Source organism: Pseudomonas fluorescens, from assembly GCF_902498195.1.
GTDB lineage: Bacteria > Pseudomonadota > Gammaproteobacteria > Pseudomonadales > Pseudomonadaceae > Aquipseudomonas > Aquipseudomonas fluorescens_BU.
In genome coordinates this window covers 468,241-484,918 of record NZ_CABVIY010000005.1, presented here as the reverse complement: position 1 = coordinate 484,918, position 16,678 = coordinate 468,241, and the positions used below count along the sequence as shown (strand labels likewise).

General features: G+C 61.4%; 15 protein-coding genes. 6 read left to right on the top strand and 9 right to left on the bottom strand.

What is annotated here, in order from left to right; all coding sequences use genetic code 11:
* Positions 1-58 precede the first annotated feature (58 nt).
* Positions 59-949, top strand: coding sequence for a LysR family transcriptional regulator (locus tag F8N66_RS20950; RefSeq protein WP_150771994.1), 891 nt, complete (start codon positions 59-61; stop codon positions 947-949).
* 194 nt (positions 950-1,143) lie between these two features.
* Positions 1,144-2,181: an L-glyceraldehyde 3-phosphate reductase gene (mgrA, locus tag F8N66_RS20945; protein WP_150771993.1), complete on the top strand. Its 1,038-nt coding sequence runs from the start codon at positions 1,144-1,146 to the stop codon at positions 2,179-2,181.
* A gap of 140 nt (positions 2,182-2,321) precedes the next feature.
* Here mgrA and tauD read toward each other — a convergent pair whose 3' ends face one another.
* From tauD to F8N66_RS20905, 7 genes are all read right to left on the bottom strand, one after another.
* Entirely contained in the window at positions 2,322-3,164 is an 843-nt protein-coding gene (gene tauD / locus F8N66_RS20940; protein ID WP_150771992.1) for a taurine dioxygenase, read from the bottom strand.
* Positions 3,165-3,295: 131 nt separating this feature from the next.
* Positions 3,296-4,129 (bottom strand): taurine ABC transporter permease TauC, encoded by an 834-nt coding sequence (gene tauC, locus F8N66_RS20930; protein ID WP_150771990.1) that lies wholly within the window; start codon positions 4,127-4,129, stop codon positions 3,296-3,298.
* Positions 4,126-4,920: a taurine ABC transporter ATP-binding subunit gene (gene tauB / locus F8N66_RS20925; protein ID WP_150771989.1), complete on the bottom strand. Its 795-nt coding sequence runs from the start codon at positions 4,918-4,920 to the stop codon at positions 4,126-4,128. The genes tauC and tauB overlap by 4 nt, the downstream gene beginning before the upstream one ends.
* A gap of 15 nt (positions 4,921-4,935) precedes the next feature.
* A complete protein-coding gene (gene tauA / locus F8N66_RS20920; protein WP_150771988.1) occupies positions 4,936-5,913 on the bottom strand; it encodes a taurine ABC transporter substrate-binding protein in 978 nt (325 codons plus the stop codon).
* A gap of 242 nt (positions 5,914-6,155) precedes the next feature.
* Complete coding sequence (gene gshA / locus F8N66_RS20915) at positions 6,156-7,739, bottom strand: glutamate--cysteine ligase (protein WP_150771987.1); 1,584 nt, start codon at positions 7,737-7,739, stop codon at positions 6,156-6,158.
* Between the two features lie 271 nt (positions 7,740-8,010).
* Positions 8,011-8,394, bottom strand: coding sequence for a PaaI family thioesterase (locus tag F8N66_RS20910; protein ID WP_150771986.1), 384 nt, complete (start codon positions 8,392-8,394; stop codon positions 8,011-8,013).
* Positions 8,394-10,718 (bottom strand): Tex family protein, encoded by a 2,325-nt coding sequence (locus tag F8N66_RS20905; RefSeq protein ID WP_150771985.1) that lies wholly within the window; start codon positions 10,716-10,718, stop codon positions 8,394-8,396. The genes F8N66_RS20910 and F8N66_RS20905 overlap by 1 nt, the downstream gene beginning before the upstream one ends.
* Before the next feature lie 360 nt (positions 10,719-11,078).
* Here F8N66_RS20905 and ompR point away from each other — a divergent pair, with 360 nt between their 5' ends.
* Positions 11,079-11,819, top strand: coding sequence for a two-component system response regulator OmpR (ompR, locus tag F8N66_RS20900; protein ID WP_020795794.1), 741 nt, complete (start codon positions 11,079-11,081; stop codon positions 11,817-11,819).
* A gap of 115 nt (positions 11,820-11,934) precedes the next feature.
* Positions 11,935-13,248, top strand: a complete 1,314-nt coding sequence (locus tag F8N66_RS20895) for an ATP-binding protein (RefSeq protein ID WP_150771984.1) — start codon at positions 11,935-11,937, stop codon at positions 13,246-13,248.
* Positions 13,249-13,384: 136 nt separating this feature from the next.
* Here F8N66_RS20895 and rimK read toward each other — a convergent pair whose 3' ends face one another.
* Both rimK and F8N66_RS20885 read right to left on the bottom strand, forming a co-directional pair.
* Positions 13,385-14,290: a 30S ribosomal protein S6--L-glutamate ligase gene (rimK, locus tag F8N66_RS20890; RefSeq protein WP_007972871.1), complete on the bottom strand. Its 906-nt coding sequence runs from the start codon at positions 14,288-14,290 to the stop codon at positions 13,385-13,387.
* Positions 14,287-14,748, bottom strand: a complete 462-nt coding sequence (locus tag F8N66_RS20885; protein WP_191623034.1) for an ATP-dependent zinc protease — start codon at positions 14,746-14,748, stop codon at positions 14,287-14,289. The genes rimK and F8N66_RS20885 overlap by 4 nt, the downstream gene beginning before the upstream one ends.
* A gap of 233 nt (positions 14,749-14,981) precedes the next feature.
* Here F8N66_RS20885 and F8N66_RS20880 point away from each other — a divergent pair, with 233 nt between their 5' ends.
* Together F8N66_RS20880 and hslO are read left to right on the top strand one after the other, a co-directional pair.
* Complete coding sequence (locus F8N66_RS20880; protein WP_150771982.1) at positions 14,982-15,386, top strand: RNA-binding S4 domain-containing protein; 405 nt, start codon at positions 14,982-14,984, stop codon at positions 15,384-15,386.
* A gap of 294 nt (positions 15,387-15,680) precedes the next feature.
* Entirely contained in the window at positions 15,681-16,583 is a 903-nt protein-coding gene (hslO, locus tag F8N66_RS20875) for an Hsp33 family molecular chaperone HslO (RefSeq protein ID WP_150771981.1), read from the top strand.
* Positions 16,584-16,678 lie beyond the last annotated feature (95 nt).

Genomic DNA, 16,678 nt, shown 5'->3' with positions numbered 1-16,678 from the left:
TAAATGCACCAGAGTTGCCTTGACTGTTCAAAAATCGCCAACAATCGAGGAGCCCGCCGTGGATCAGGTCAAAGCGATGAAAGTGTTCGTGCGGATCTACGAGCGCAGCAGCTTCACCCTGGCGGCGAATGACCTGAACCTGCCGCGCGCGACGTTGACCCACACGTTGAATCAATTCGAGGCCTGGCTCGGCACGCGATTGCTGGAGCGCAGCACACGCAAGGTGCGCCCGACACTGGATGGCGAGGCTTACTACCAACGCTGTGTGCAACTGCTCGCAGAGCTGGAAGAAGCGGAGCTGGCGTTTCGCAGCGTCGCGCCGAAAGGGCGGTTGCGAGTGGACTTGCATGGCACCCTGGCCCGGCAATTCGTGATTCCCGCGCTGCCGCAATTCATGGCGCGCTACCCCGACATTGAACTGTCCATCAGCGAGGCCGACCGGCTGGTAGACCTGATCTCGGAAGGCGTCGACTGCGTGTTGCGCGCCGGCACCCTGAGCGACTCCGCACTGATCGGCAAACGCGTCGCCAGCCTGCGCCAGATCACCTGCGCGAGCCCTGCTTACCTGCGTCAATACGGCGAGCCGCAAAGTCTCGACGAGCTGAAAAACCATCGCGCCGTGAATTACGTCTCGCGCACCACGGCCAAGCAGTTTCCATTTGAATTCATGGTCGAAGGCAAGCTCAAGGAAGTGGCGATTGAAGGCGCCGTTTCGGTGTTCGGCGCAGAAATCTACGCCGCCTCCGCCATCGCCGGCCTGGGACTGATCCAGTGCCCGCACTACCGGATGGAAACGCACATCGCCCAGGGGCTGATCAAGGAAATCCTCACCGACACGCCGCCGCCACCGATGCCGGTCTCAGTGCTGTACCCGCACAATCGACACCTGTCGCCACGGGTCCGGGTGTTTGTGGATTGGTTGGGGGAGGTGTTTGCGCAGGCAAGGTAAAGATCAAAAGATCGCAGCCCTGTAGGCGCTGCCGAAGGCTGCGATCCTTGCATTTGTCACATCGTCGAAGATGAAATGTGTGAAACGTTTCAGCAATTAGTCGAGTCCGGGGTTTTTTGGCGTTTGTCTGGGCGTATGCTGGGCGACTGGCAAAGCAGTCGAGACCAGATTCAAGACAGACAAGAGAGGATTCGATGACTTACACCGCTGCCGAAAACCGTTACGACGCCATCCCTTACCGCCGCGTGGGCCGCAGTGGATTGGTGCTGCCGGCACTGTCCCTGGGCCTGTGGCACAACTTCGGCGACAGCACGCCGATCGACACCCAGCGGGCGCTGTTGCGCACGGCGTTCGATCTGGGCATCAACCATTTCGACCTGGCCAACAACTACGGCCCGCCGTACGGCAGTGCCGAGACCAACTTCGGCCGGTTACTGCGTGAAGACTTCAAGCAGTACCGCGATGAGCTGATCATCTCCAGCAAGGCCGGCTGGGACATGTGGCCCGGGCCTTACGGCCAGGGCGGCGGTTCGCGCAAGTACGTGCTGGCCAGCCTCGACCAGAGCCTGCAACGCCTGGGCCTGGACTACGTCGATATTTTCTACTCGCACCGTTTCGACCCGGATACTCCGCTGGAAGAAACCGCCAGCGCCCTGGCCACGGCGGTGCAGCAGGGCAAGGCGTTGTACATCGGTATCTCGTCTTATTCCGGAGTGAAAACACGCGAGATGGCGGCGCTGCTCAAGGAGTGGAAAGTGCCGTTGTTGATTCATCAGCCGGCTTACAACCTGCTCAATCGCTGGGTGGAGAAAGACCTGCTGGACACCACCGATGAACTCGGCACTGGCGTGATTGCCTTTACGCCGCTGGCCCAGGGTTTGCTGACCGACAAGTACCTCAATGGGGTGCCGGCGGATGCACGGGTCAATCGTCCGGGGGGTGGTTCGCTGCTGTCCTCGCACCTGTCCGAGGCCAACATCGCCCACGTGCGGGCGTTGAACGAGATCGCCCGGCGTCGCGGCCAGAGCCTGGCGCAACTGGCGCTGGCCTGGACCCTGCGCGATCCACGGGTGACCTCGGCACTGATTGGCGCGAGCCGGCCGGAGCAGATCATCGAGAACGTCGGGGCGTTGAAGAATCTGAGCTTTAGCGCGGAAGAACTGGCGGAGATTGACCGGTTTGCCCAGGAGGGCGGGATCAACCTGTGGGAGAAGCCTTCGACGGCTGAGTAGGTGATTGGCGCCAGATTTTCTGGTGCCAGTTCCGGCCTCTTCGCGAGCAAGCCCGCTCCCACATTTCAGAAGAACGCGGTCAACTGTGGGAGCGGGCTTGCTCGCGAAGAGGCCATCAGAGTCAGTACAACACTGACTGATCAGCGAAAAAACGGCACATCCCCCAACACCGTCGCCCGCTGCATCACACGTCGCGCCGGCCGGTAATCGTCTACCGCGTAATGCTGGGTCACGCGGTTGTCCCAGAAGGCGATATCGTCTTGCTGCCAGCGCCAGCGAATGGTGAATTCCGGCCGGGTGGTGTGGGCGAACAGGAATTTCAGGATCGCCTCGCTCTCGGTGTCCGACAGTTCATTGATCTTCGAGGTAAAGCCTTCGTTGACGAACAACGAGCGGCGTCCGCTCACCGGGTGTGTGCGGATCACCGGGTGCGACAGTGGCGGATTCTTGCGTCGTGTCTCTTCCCACTGGGCCAGTGCCTCCGGCGTGTTGCCGTAGCGCTCCAGCGGAAACGAGCGGGTGAAATCATGGGTGGCGGTCAGCCCTTCGAGCAGCGTTTTCATCGGCGCCGACAATGCCTCATAGGCGGCGATACCGCTGGCCCACAACGTATCGCCGCCAAACTCCGGCAGCAGCTTGGCGCTGAGCACGGCGCCCATGGCCGGGGTCGGCAGGAACGTCACGTCGGTGTGCCAGATCGCGTTATCGCGCACGTCGGTGACGGCGGTGTCGAGGATCAGCACCTCCGGTTGTTCCGGAACGTTCGGGTAGATTGGGTGGATGTGCAGGTCACCGAAATTGGTGGCGAAGCGTGCCTGTTGCTGCGGAGTGATCGGCTGGTCGCGGAAGAACAGCACTTGATGCTTGAGCAACGCCTGCTCGATGGCGTCGCGTTGTTCCAGGTTCAGCGGCTGGCTGATGTCGACGCCGCTGATTTGCGCGCCGAGGGCCGAGCTTAGGGGGACGATGGTCAGATTACTCATGGTCTTTCTCTTTAACTCGCAGATGCTTTTTTGTGGGAGCGGGCTTGCTCGCGAAAGCGTTGTGTCAGGTTGCATAAATGTCACTGAAACGCCGCGTTCGCGAGCAAGCCCGCTCCCACAGGAAAGAAAAGTCAGTGGGCCTGGCCGTGCCACGGCACCAGTTTGCGTTGCAGGGCGCGCAGGCCCATTTCCATCGCGAAGGCGATCAGCGCGATCACCAGAATCCCCAGCACCACCACATCGGTGACCAGGAACTGCGCGGCCGACTGCACCATGAAGCCCAGGCCGCTGGTGGCGGCGATCAGCTCGGCGGCGACCAGTGTCGACCAGCCCACACCGAGGCCAATGCGCACGCCGGTCAAAATGTCCGGCAAGGCGCTCGGCAGAATCACATGGCGAATCAACTGCGAGCGAGTGGCGCCCAACGACTGCGCGGCGCGCAACTTGGCCGGGTCGACCGTGCGAACGCCAGTGGCGGTCGCGATGGCGATCGGGGCGAAAATCGCCAGGTAGATCAGCAGGACTTTCGACAGCTCGCCGATGCCGCACCAGATCACGATCAGCGGCAGGTAGGCCAGTGGTGGAATTGGGCGGTAGAACTCGATCAGCGGGTCCAGAACGCCACGGGCAATGCGATTGGCACCAATGGCGATGCCCACTGGCACGGCGGTCAGCACCGCAAAACCCAGGCCCAGGCCGATGCGGCCGAGGCTGGCGCCAAGGTGCTGCCATAGGGTCGAATCCATGTAGCCCGTGGTCACCAGCAGCCAGCCTTTTTGCAGCACGGCGGACGGTGGCGGCAGGAACAGCGGCTCGATCATGCCGGTGGCGGTGACGGCCCACCAGATGGCGACCAGGACGACCAGCGTCAGCACGCTGATCCAGCGCGTGCTCAGGCTGCGCCGAGCCGGAATGACCGTCGAACCTGGTTTGACCGCAACGGCCGGAATTTCATAACTGCTCATGCGATCTCCTGCCGCTGGGCGCTGCTGCGTTGGGAGAACACTCGGGCGAGTACGTGTTCGCGGGTTTCGATAAAACGAGGGTCGGACTTGATCGAGCGTGCCGACTCACCGGCGGCGTAACGCTGGCCGAAATCCAGGTTCAGGCGCTCGACGATTTGTCCGGGATTGGGTGCCAGCAAAATCAGGTCGGTGGCGAGGAACACCGCTTCTTCAATATCGTGGGTAATCAGGAACACCGGTTTGGCGGTGCGCCGCCAGACTTGCAGCAGCAGCTCTTGCATCTGTTCGCGAGTGAAGGCGTCGAGGGCGCCGAAAGGCTCGTCCATCAGCAATACGCGCGGATCGGCGGCGAGCGCACGGGCCAGGCCGACACGCTGTTTCTGGCCACCGGACAGTTGCCAGATCCGGCGATTCTCGAAACCGGAAAGGTCTACCAGGGCAAGCATTTCCCGGGCGCGAACTTCACGTTTGTCCCGGGCAATGCCCGCCAGTTCCAGGCCGAAGCCAACGTTGGCCAGCACGTCCTGCCAGGGCAGCAGGGCGTCGTCCTGGAACACCACGCCACGCTCGGCGCTCGGCCCTTTGACCGGCACGCCATCGAGGGTGATGCGCCCGGCGCTGGGTTCGACGAAACCGGCAATCAGGTTCAACAGCGAAGTCTTGCCACTGCCGGACGGGCCGAGGGCCACCAGCAACTGCTGGGGCCCCAGGCTCAGGGATATATCCGCCAGCACAGGTGCAGGGCTGCCGGGGTACTGTGCGCTGATGCGCTCCAGCTGTAGCAAGGCCATCGCGGTTGACTCCGATCAGTTGGTGATGAACTTGGCGCTGACGTACGGTGCGTAGTCCGGCAGCACGGCTTCGACCTTGCCTTGTTCCTTGAGGAACACGGCGGTGTCGGTGATGGCTTTGGTGGTCGGGGCGCCGAGGCTGGTCACTTGGTCAACGGCCAGCGGGTAGACGTTGCCTTGCAGCAGCAGCGGAATGTCGGCGGCCTTGGCACCGGACAGTTTCACCAGCTTGTCGACGTTGGATGGGTTGGCCAGCCAGGCTTTCGGGTCCTTGCGGTAATCGGCGTAGGCATCCAGGGTCACTTTGGCGAAGGCGGTGACGATTTCCGGGTGTTTCTCGGCGAAGTCTTTACGCACGATCCAGGCATCGAAGGTCGGCGCGCCAAACTTGGCCAGCTCGCCGGAAGTGATCAGCACTTTGCCGTTTTCCTTGGCGACACCGAGCGCCGGGTCCCATACGTAGGTGGCGTCGATGTCACCGCGTTTCCAGGCGGCAATGATGGCCGGTGGTGCGAGGTTGAGTACGGTGACTTTCGACGGGTCGATGTTCCAGTGCTTCAACGCGGCCAGCAGGCTGTAGTGGCCGGTGGAAACGAACGGCACGGCGATTTTCTTGCCGATCAGGTCCTGCGGTGTCTTGATCCCGGAACCGTCGCGAGCCACCAGGGCTTCGGCGGCGCCGATCTGGGTGGCGATGAGGAAGGTTTCCACCGGCACTTTACGGGTGATGGCAGCGGTCAGTGGGCTCGAACCGAGGTAGCCGATCTGCACGTCGCCCGAAGCGATGGCGGCAATGATGTCGGCGCCGTTATCGAATTTGCGCCAGCTGATGTCGGCCTTGGTGGCTTTCTCGTAAGCGCCGTCGGCCTGGGCGACTTTCGCCGGGTCCACGGTGGTCTGGTAGGCGACGGTCACGTCAGCCGCCTGGGCAAGGAAACTCGCCGCAGCCAGGGTTGCGGCCGCCAGGAGGCGAAGGGGGACATTCAGTTTCATCGGGAAGCTCCATATCAGGCGACCGAGAGTCGGCGTAAATGGAGACTAAATGATCTAAGAATTCGAAAATAAATAACTTTTTCGAATTAGCTTATGTGCGGAAGATTTTAGAGCGCAATTGGAGGATTGCCCCTGTGGGAGCGGGCTTGCTCGCGAAAGCGGCATGTCAGTCAACATTGACGTCGACTGACACGCCGCTTTCGCGAGCAAGCCCGCTCCCACAAGGAATCTGCGGTTGAGGGTCAGTTGCTGATTGCCAAAATACTGGCCTGATACGATCCGACGAATACGTCGAAATCGCCAACTTCGTTCTGCTCCAGCTCAACCTGCTCCGCCAGCGACGAACGCGCGCGTTCTTCGAATTTGGCTTGTTGCTCGGCCGGCAGCGGCTCGCTGCGGAAATATTTCGCATGGGCCTGGCTCTGGCGCAGCGAGAACTGGGCGAAGCTCTCCTTGTGCTCGGCCATCGCCGCGAGCACCTGTGCCGATGGCGTCAGGGACGGATCCTTGACCTTCGCCATCTGTGCATCCAGTGCCTTGCTGTGAGCATCGCCGCCATGGCTCTGATCCAGCAGTGCCGCCAGTGGCGCGATGTTTTCCAGCAATTGGCCGGCCCACTCTTTCAGGTCCACCGGCTGGCCGTCGCGTTGCAGTTGCAGGCCCGGGCGTCGACCTTCCTTGACCACGCTGAGGAAGTTCGACGTGGCGTTGCCGCAGCTGGTGTTGGTCAGCAGCGGGCTGTCGTTCAGGGCGCAGAACAGCAGGAAGGCGTCGAGGAAACGCGATTCGGTGATATCGATGCCCATCGGCAGGAACGGGTTGATGTCCAGGCAGCGCACTTCGACGTACTGGATGCCGCGGGCCATCAGGGCCTGGATCGGACGCTCGCCGGAATAGGTCACGCGTTTCGGGCGGATGTTGGAGTAGTACTCGTTTTCGATCTGCAGGATGTTGGTGTTGAGCTGAACCCACTCACCGTCCTTGTGCGTGCCGACTTCGACGTACGGGGCGTAGGGCGTGGCGACTGCCTTGCGCAGGCTGTCGGTGTAGCTGGCCAGATCGTTGTAGCACGGCGTCAGGCCGGCCTGGGCGTTGCTCTGGTAACCCAGGTCACTCATGCGCAGGCTGGTGGCGTACGGCAGGTAAAGGGTGTCCGGGTCCAGTTGTTCCAGCTGGTGCGAGCGACCGCGCAGGAAACCGGCGTCCAGTGCCGGCGATGCGCCGAACAGGTACATCAGCAGCCAGCTGTAGCGGCGGAAGTTGCGGATCAGGGCAATGTAGGACGACGACTGGAAGTCGCGGTCGGTGCCGGTAAAGCCTTCGGCCGCCTTGAGCAGTGGCCAGAGTTTTTCCGGCAGGGAAAAGTTGTAGTGAATCCCGGCGATGCACTGCATGGTCTTGCCATAGCGCAGGGCCAGGCCCTTGCGGTAGACGTACTTGAGCTGGCCGATATTGGACGTGCCGTAATAGGCGATCGGGATATCTTCCTCGGCCGGCAACGGGCACGGCATCGATGGGCTCCACAGGTACTCGTTGCCGAGCTTGCTGTAGGCAAAGCGGTGAATGCTGTCCAGGCTCGCCAGCGTATCGGCGGGGTCGGGCAGGGCCGGGGTGATGAACTCCAGCAGCGACTCGGAATAGTCGGTGGTGATTTGTTCGTTGGTCAGCGCGGAACCCAATTCTTCCGGGTGCGGCGTTTGCGCCAGGCGACCTTCGCCGGTCACGCGCAGGCATTCACGTTCGATGCCGTGAAGGCACTGTTCGAGCAGAGAGAGGTTAGCGCGCTCGCCAAGCAGGGCCAGGCGGCGGTTGAGAAGTTCGCTCAAGTTGGATTCCTTCACGCGTCAGTCGCCCCAATATGGGGGTGGGCAAGACGGTCTACAAGGGTGAAGTTAAAACTGGCGTTATCGCCTGGTTTGGAACCGCGCAGGTACTGATTGTCGTAATCCCCTGTGGAAGCGGGCTTGCTCGCGAAGAGGGCGTGTCAGGCAACATTGAGTCGTCTGTCACGCCGCCTTCGCGAGCAAGCCCGCTCCCACAGGAAACTCCGGCGCTGCGGTCACAGCGCCGAAATTACCTCAAATCGATGACGGCTAGCTACAGGACAGCGAAGGTGCCTTGTGCTTTTGCGACCAGCTTGTCGCCTTGCAGCACGTCGGCCTCGACGACCAGGGTGCGGCGGCCCGGGTGGATCACCCGCGCCGTGCACATCACCTCGCCGTCGTCGACGGCGCGGATGTAGTTGATCTTGCACTCTATGGTCGCGCTCTTCTGTTCGAAACCGTGGGTGCTGGAGCAGGCCAGCCCCATGGCAATGTCCACCAGGCTGAACAAGGCCCCGCCGTGCAGCTTGCCACTGCGATTGCGCAATTCCGGCTCCAGCACCAGGGCGACTTGCGCCACCCCGGTTTCCAGACTGTGCAAACGGCAGCCCAGCAGCTTGAAAAACGCGCTTTCGGTGTACCCGGCAGGGATCTCCATCAGCGCTTCTTCAACTGCTTGGCGTTGGCGAACAGCGACGCCATGGCGTTGTTGGTCGGCGCCGCGGCGGTGGTTTCCTTGCGCGGTGCGGTGTTCTGGGATTGGCGAGGCGCCGACCCCGGACGCGCGCCACGGGCACCGTCAATTTTTTCCCCGGGGGTGTCGCTCATGCGCATCGACAGGCCCACGCGTTTACGCGGAATGTCGACTTCCATGACCTTGACCTTCACCACGTCGCCAGCCTTGACCGCTTCCCGTGGATCCTTGATGAACTTCTCCGAAAGTGCAGAGATGTGCACCAAACCGTCCTGATGCACGCCGATGTCGACGAACGCGCCGAAGTTGGTCACGTTGGTCACTACGCCTTCGAGGATCATGCCCAATTCCAGGTCCTTGAGGTCTTCGACGCCTTCCTGGAACTCGGCGGTCTTGAACTCCGGACGTGGGTCGCGACCCGGCTTTTCCAGCTCTTGCAGGATGTCGGTGACGGTCGGCAGGCCGAAGGTTTCGTCGGTGTACTTCTTCGGGTCGAGGCGCTTGAGGAACGCCGCGTCACCAATCAGCGAGCGAATGTCACGGTCGGTCTCGGCGGCAATGCGCTGCACCAGCGGATAGGCTTCCGGGTGCACGGCAGAGGAGTCCAACGGGTTTTCGCCGTTCATGACGCGCAGGAAGCCGGCGGCCTGTTCAAAGGTCTTCTCGCCCAGGCGAGCGACTTTCTTCAACGCCGCGCGGGTCTTGAATGCGCCGTGCTCGTCGCGATGGCTGACGATATTCTGCGCCAAAGTCGCGTTGAGGCCAGAGATGCGTGCCAGCAGCGCCACGGACGCGGTGTTCACGTCCACGCCAACGGCGTTCACGCAGTCCTCGACCACGGCGTCCAGGCCACGGGCCAGTTTCAGTTGCGAGACGTCGTGCTGGTACTGGCCGACACCGATGGATTTCGGATCGATCTTCACCAGTTCGGCCAGCGGATCTTGCAGGCGACGGGCAATCGACACCGCGCCACGGATCGACACGTCGAGGTCTGGGAACTCCTTCGACGCCAGTTCCGATGCCGAGTAAACCGATGCGCCGGCTTCGGAAACCATGACCTTGGTCATTTTCATGGCTGGGTATTTTTTGATCAGCTCGGCGGCCAGCTTGTCGGTCTCGCGGCTGGCGGTGCCGTTGCCGATGGCGATCAGGTCCACCGCATGCTTGGCGCACAGGGCCGCGAGAATCGCCAGGGTCTGGTCCCACTTGTTGTGCGGCACATGCGGATAAACCGTGGCGTGGTCCAGCAGCTTGCCGGTGGAGTCGACCACGGCGACCTTGCAACCGGTGCGCAGGCCCGGGTCGAGGCCCAGGGTGGCGCGCGGGCCGGCCGGAGCCGACAGCAGCAGGTCGTGCAGGTTGTGGGCGAAGACGTTGATCGCTTCGGTTTCCGCGCCGTCGCGCAGCTCGCCCAGCAGGTCGGTTTCCAGGTGGGTGTAGAGCTTGACCTTCCAGGTCCAGCGCACCACTTCGCCCAGCCATTTGTCGGCGGCGCGGTTCTGGTTCTGGATGCCGAATTGCTGGCCGATCATGCCCTCGCACGGGTGCATGGTGCCCGGCAGTTCATCACCGACTTTCAGCGCGGAGCTGAGGATGCCTTCGTTGCGGCCACGGAAAATCGCCAGGGCGCGGTGCGATGGCATGCTTTTGAGCGGTTCGTCGTGTTCGAAGTAATCGCGGAACTTGGCGCCTTCCTCTTCCTTGCCGGCGATCACGCGGGCACTGAGGGTGGCTTCCTGCTTGAGGTAGTTGCGCAACTTGTCCAACAGGCCGGCGTCTTCGGCGAAGCGTTCCATCAGGATGTACTTGGCGCCTTCGAGGGCCGCCTTCACGTCGGCGACGCCTTTCTCGGCGTCGACAAAGCGCGCGGCTTCGACATCCGGGGCCAGCGTCGGGTCGTTGAACAGGCCATCGGCCAGATCGCCGAGGCCGGCTTCCAGGGCGATCTGGCCCTTGGTGCGGCGCTTCTGCTTGTACGGCAGGTACAAGTCTTCGAGGCGGGTCTTGGTGTCGGCGAGCTTGATGTCGCGTTCGAGCTGCGGGGTCAGCTTGCCTTGCTCCTGGATGCTGGCCAGGATGCTGATGCGCCGTTCGTCGAGTTCTCGCAGGTAGCGCAGACGCTCTTCCAGATGACGCAGTTGAGTGTCATCGAGGCTGCCGGTCACTTCTTTCCGGTAACGGGCGATGAAGGGAACGGTAGAGCCTTCATCGAGTAGCGCGACGGCCGCTTCGACCTGTTGTGGGCGTACGCCGAGTTCCTCGGCGATGCGGCTGTTGATGCTGTCCATAAAACCACCTGACAAATTGTGAAAGCAGGCTCGCAGGCGCAGGGATGAAGGCCCGGCGAGTCTGGTTGAGCGGCCTGGCCTGCGCCGCTACCTGGATCAAAAGGTATCCCGTTGACCCGTGAAATCGAACAATTACTGCCGGCGCCATGAAAATAAAAAGCGGCCACCCGGTGTAACGATCAGACGTTGCCTGACACAAAAGGCCGGGCATTATAACCAGCGTTCCGTCATTGGGGGCATCACGAGCGGCGGGTGCAAGGAGCGGTTTTCTGGCGATAAAGGAAAAATCTGCTAACAATGCACACGGTGCGTATAACGGCAGCTACGCCATAATGCGCGCCGAGCTAAAAGGAGCATCCAATGAGCAGCACTGCAAACATTGCTGAAGGCGAAAAAATTCTTATTGTTGACGACGATCCGGGCCTCAGCAGCCTGCTGGAGCGTTTTTTTGTCAGCAAGGGCTACCGCGCCCGCGCCGTACCGAACACGGAACAAATGGACCGCCTGCTGGCGCGTGAAGTGTTCAACCTGGTCGTCCTCGACCTGATGCTGCCCGGCGAAGACGGCTTGACCGCCTGCCGCCGTCTGCGCGGCGCGAACAATCAGATTCCCATCATCATGCTGACCGCCAAGGGCGACGAGTTGAGCCGCATCAAGGGCCTTGAACTGGGCGCTGACGATTACCTGGCCAAGCCATTCAACCCGGATGAGCTGATGGCGCGCGTCAAAGCCGTCCTGCGCCGCCAGTCGGCTCCCGTGCCGGGCGCACCGGGCAGCGAAGACGAAAGCGTGACCTTCGGTGACTACGAGTTGTCACTGGCCACCCGTGAGCTCAAGCGTGGCGAAGAAGTGCACATGCTCACCACCGGTGAGTTCGCGGTACTCAAGGCCCTGGTGATGAACGCCCGTCAGCCGCTGACCCGCGACAAACTGATGAACCTGGCCCGTGGCCGCGAATGGGATGCCCTGGAGCGTTCCATCGACGTACAGATTTCCCGCCTGCGCCGGATGATCGAGCCTGATCCGTCCAAGCCGCGCTACATCCAGACGGTCTGGGGCGTGGGTTATGTGTTCGTTCCGGATGGTGCCGCCACCAAGTGATTGGCGGATTGTAGGTACGGGTCGTGCGGGCGACAGGTCAAATGACCTTGCCCGCAGACTCGCGACCCGCAATATGCGAGCATCGCTCGTTCCTGCAAGTGTGTAGCGTTTATCCATGAAAACCCCGGTTTGGTTCCCCCAGAGTTTCTTCTCCCGCACCCTTTGGCTGGTGCTGATCGTCGTCCTGTTTTCCAAGGCGCTGACCCTGGTTTATCTGTTGATGAACGAAGACGTGCTGGTGGATCGCCAATACAGTCACGGCGTCGCCTTGACGCTACGTGCCTATTGGGCCGCCGATGAAAATAACCGCGACAAGATTGCCGAAGCCGCAACCCTGATCCGGGTGGTGGGCACCGGCGTGCCGGAAGGCGAACAGCATTGGCCCTACAGCGAAATCTATCAGCGCCAGATGCAGGCTGAACTGGGTGCCGACACCGAGGTTCGATTGCGCATGCACTCGCCACCGGCCCTGTGGGTCCGGGCGCCCAGCCTGGGTGACGGCTGGCTGAAAGTCCCGCTGTATCCGCATCCGCTGCGCGGTCAGAAAATCTGGAATGTGCTGGGCTGGTTCCTGGCCATTGGCTTGCTGTCCACGGCCTCGGCATGGATCTTTGTCAGCCAGCTCAACCAACCCCTGAAACGTCTGGTCTACGCTGCGCGGCAACTTGGCCAGGGCCGTAGCGTGCGTCTGCCGATCAGCGACACGCCGAGTGAAATGACCGAGGTGTATCGCGCCTTCAACCAGATGGCCGAGGATGTCGAGCAGGCCGGTCGCGAGCGAGAGCTGATGCTGGCCGGGGTTTCCCACGACTTGCGAACACCACTGACCCGCTTGCGGTTGTCCCTGGAGCTGATGGGGGATCGCAACGACCTGACGGATGACATGGTCCGCGACATCGAAGACATGGATGCGATTCTCGACCAGTTCCTGGCGTTCATCCGCGACGGTCGCGATGAGTCGGTGGAGGAGGTGGACCTGAGCGATCTGGTCCGGGAAGTCGCCGCGCCGTACAACCAGAACGAAGAGAAAGTCCGTTTGCGCCTGGAGCCGATCCAGCCGTTTCCGTTGCGTCGGGTATCGATGAAGCGGCTGCTGAACAACCTGATCGGCAATGCCCTGCATCACGCCGGTAGCGGGGTCGAGGTGGCGGCGTATGTGTCCGGGGATACCAGTGCGCCGTACGTTGTGCTGAGCGTCATGGACCGTGGCGCCGGGATCGATCCGTCGGAGCTGGAAGCGATCTTCAACCCGTTCACCCGTGGCGATCGTGCCCGGGGTGGGAAGGGCACGGGCTTGGGGCTGGCAATCGTGAAGCGAATCGCCTCGATGCATGGCGGCAATGTTGAGCTGCGCAATCGAGAGGGTGGCGGGCTGGAAGCGCGGGTGCGCTTGCCGTTGGGGTTGATGCTGCCGCGGGATGCGGTTTAGGACCGGAAATCTTCGGTGAGGCGCTCTTCGCGAGCAAGCCCGCTCCCACATTTGACCTCACTTACGACTCGCTCAAATGTGGGAGCGGGCTTTTTGCTCGCGAAAGCGGCCTCCTTGCCGCCGCAAGGGCTGGGGGTTAACCCTTACCCTTGGTCCGCGTCATGTTCGGCCCGCCATTCTTCTCCAGATGTTCAATGATGATCCCGGCGACATTCTTGCCGGTGGTGGTCTCAATGCCTTCAAGTCCCGGCGACGAGTTCACTTCCATCACCAGCGGCCCGTGATTGGAGCGCAGGATATCCACACCCGCCACCGCCAGACCCATGACCTTCGCCGCGCGCAACGCGGTCATGCGTTCTTCAGGTGTGATCTTGATCAGGCTGGCGCTGCCGCCGCGATGCAGGTTGGAGCGGAATTCGCCGGGTTTGGCCTGGCGTTTCATTGCTGCAATCACCTTGTCGCCCACCACGAAGCAGCGAATGTCGGCACCGCCCGCCTCCTTGATGTATTCCTGGACCATGATGTTCTGCTTGAGGCCCATGAATGCCTCGATCACCGACTCCGCCGCCGTGGCGGTTTCGCACAGCACCACGCCGATACCCTGGGTGCCTTCCAGCACCTTGATCACCAGCGGCGCACCGTTGACCATTTCGATCAGGTCGGGAATGTCGTCCGGGGAGTGGGCAAACCCGGTGACCGGCAAGCCGATCCCGCGACGTGACAGCAATTGCAGCGAACGCAGTTTGTCCCGGGAGCGGGCGATGGCGACCGATTCGTTGAGTGGGAAAACACCCATCATTTCGAACTGGCGCAACACGGCGCAGCCATAAAACGTGACCGAGGCACCGATTCGTGGAATCACCGCGTCAAAACCCTCCAGCGGTTTGCCGCGGTAGTGGATCTGCGGCTTGTGGCTGGCGATGTTCATGTAGGCGCGCAGGGTATCGACCACCACCATTTCATGGCCGCGTTCGGTACCGGCTTCAACCAGGCGGCGGGTGGAATACAGACGCGGGTTCCGCGACAGCACAGCGATCTTCATGCAACACCTGTGGAGGAGGTAGATACCGGGAACACCGGCTTGTCTTGTACATATTTAATGCCCGGATTGACCACCAACTGGCCGTCGATCAGGGCTTTGGAGCCGAGTAGCAGGCGATAACGCATGGATTTGCGGCAGGCGAGCGTGAACTCGACCCGCCAGACCCGATCACCGAGGGCCAGGGTCGTACTGATCACGTATCGCACTTGCGCGTGACCGTTGGAGCTTTTAATGGTTTTCATTGTTACCAGTGGTGCTTCGCAGCGCCGGTGACGCAATTGCACCACGGTGCCCAGGTGCGCCGTGAAGCGCACCCATTGCTCGCCATCGCGATCGAACGGTTCGATGTCGGTGGCATGCAGGCTGGAGGTGCTGGCCCCGGTGTCGATTTTTGCCCGAAGGCCGGCGACTCCCAAATCCGGGAGCGCCACCCACTCGCGCAAACCGACAACGGTCAAATGGTCAAATGTTTTCAAAATTGCTCAACCGGCAGAAACCGCGGTGGCCGCAGGCGGCCGAATTCGCGGTATTCACGCAGAATAATGGTTAAAAGGCGACAGATATCTACGGCCCGGATTTCCAGCCCCACGGGGAGGTTATGGAATGTCAGCATTGTAATCCGGGACGACGTAATTCTTGGTACGACAGAACGGTAGTACAGTTCACCAATATTTCAGAACGAGGAAATCCCATGGCACAAAAAAACGAAGAGGACGACAAAGTCCGTCTCGATAAATGGTTGTGGGCCGCGCGTTTTTACAAAACCCGTGCCTTGGCCAAGGCGGCGATTGAAAGCGGCAAGGTGCATTGCCGGGGTGAGCGTTGCAAGCCGGGCAAGGAGCCACGCATCGGCGATGAGTTCGTGATTCGCACCGGTTTCGAAGAGCGTACGGTAGTGGTCCAGGCACTGTCGATCGTGCGCCGAGGCGCCCCGGAAGCGCAGACGCTGTACGCCGAGACCGAAGCCAGCATCGCCAAACGCGAAAATGCGGCAGCCGAGCGCAAGGCGGGCGCGCTGGGCGTGAGCACGGATGGCAAGCCGAGCAAAAAGCAGCGGCGGGATCTGTTCAAGTTCCGTGGCAGCAGCAACGACTGATCTTCTGCGATCAGGCAGGCCAATCGCGGTCTCTGATCGAAACAGACTTGTAATTCCTCGAATGCGCAACCATATCGGGGGATTCCCCAATGACGCATCGAGCGGTTGAACAGCCGCTCGTCGAAAATCACCACGGCCTTTGAGCCATGAGCCATAACCAGAGGGCTGGCGCCATCAGGGGCCTGTTCCTAAAATGTCGGGCATGACCGGGCATTTTGCGCACCCCAAGGTTGCAGGCGCAGCGCGATTTTCACCGTTGAAACCCTATTGCTACCCATTCAGATACCCAGACTTATGACCGATCTAGCGGATACCGATTTCACCCAACGCTTCATCTTCGATGACAGCGACACCCGTGGCGAGATGGTCTCGCTGGAACTCAGCTATGCCGAAGTCCTCGCCAAACACGCCTATCCGGAGCCAGTCGCGCAACTGCTCGGCGAACTGATGGCGGCCGCGGCGCTGCTGGTCGGCACTTTGAAGTTCGATGGGTTGCTGATCCTTCAGGCCCGCTCCGAAGGCCCGATCCCGTTGCTGATGATCGAGTGCTCCAGCGAGCGCGACATCCGTGGCCTGGCCCGTTATGAGGCGGACCGGATTGCACCCGATGCGACACTTTCCGACCTGATGCCGGATGGTTCGCTGACGTTGACCGTCGACCCGAGACAGGGCCAGCGCTACCAGGGTGTCGTGGATCTGGACGGCGAAAACCTGTCCGAGTGCTTTACCAACTACTTCGTCATGTCCCAGCAGATTGGTACGCGCATCAAGCTCTGCGCCGATGGCCGTCGCGCCCGTGGCCTGTTGCTGCAGCAATTGCCCGCTGACCGCCTGAAAGACGAAGAAGAGCGCGCCGCCAGCTGGCAACACCTGACCGCCCTGGGCGGTACGCTGACCGCTGATGAACTGCTGGGCCTGGACAACGAAACCGTGCTCCACCGCCTTTATCACGAAGAGCAGGTGCGTTTGTTCGACGTGCAGAAATTGCGCTTCCGCTGCAGCTGCTCGCGCGAACGTTCGGCCAATGCGCTGGTCAGTCTGGGTATGGAAGACGCGCAAAACCTGGTGGTTGAACACGGTGGCAACATCGAGATCGACTGCCAGTTCTGTAACCAGCGATACCTGTTCGACGCCGCCGATGTCACTCAATTGTTCGCCGGAGCGGGCGTCGATACGCCGTCAGATACCCGTCACTAAAACGGTTCAGCGCAGGTAAATTCACTGGTTAGTGCCGGAATAACGCCGTTACGACGGGAGGGCCCTACTCTTTTTGGGCTTTTCTGGCATAATCC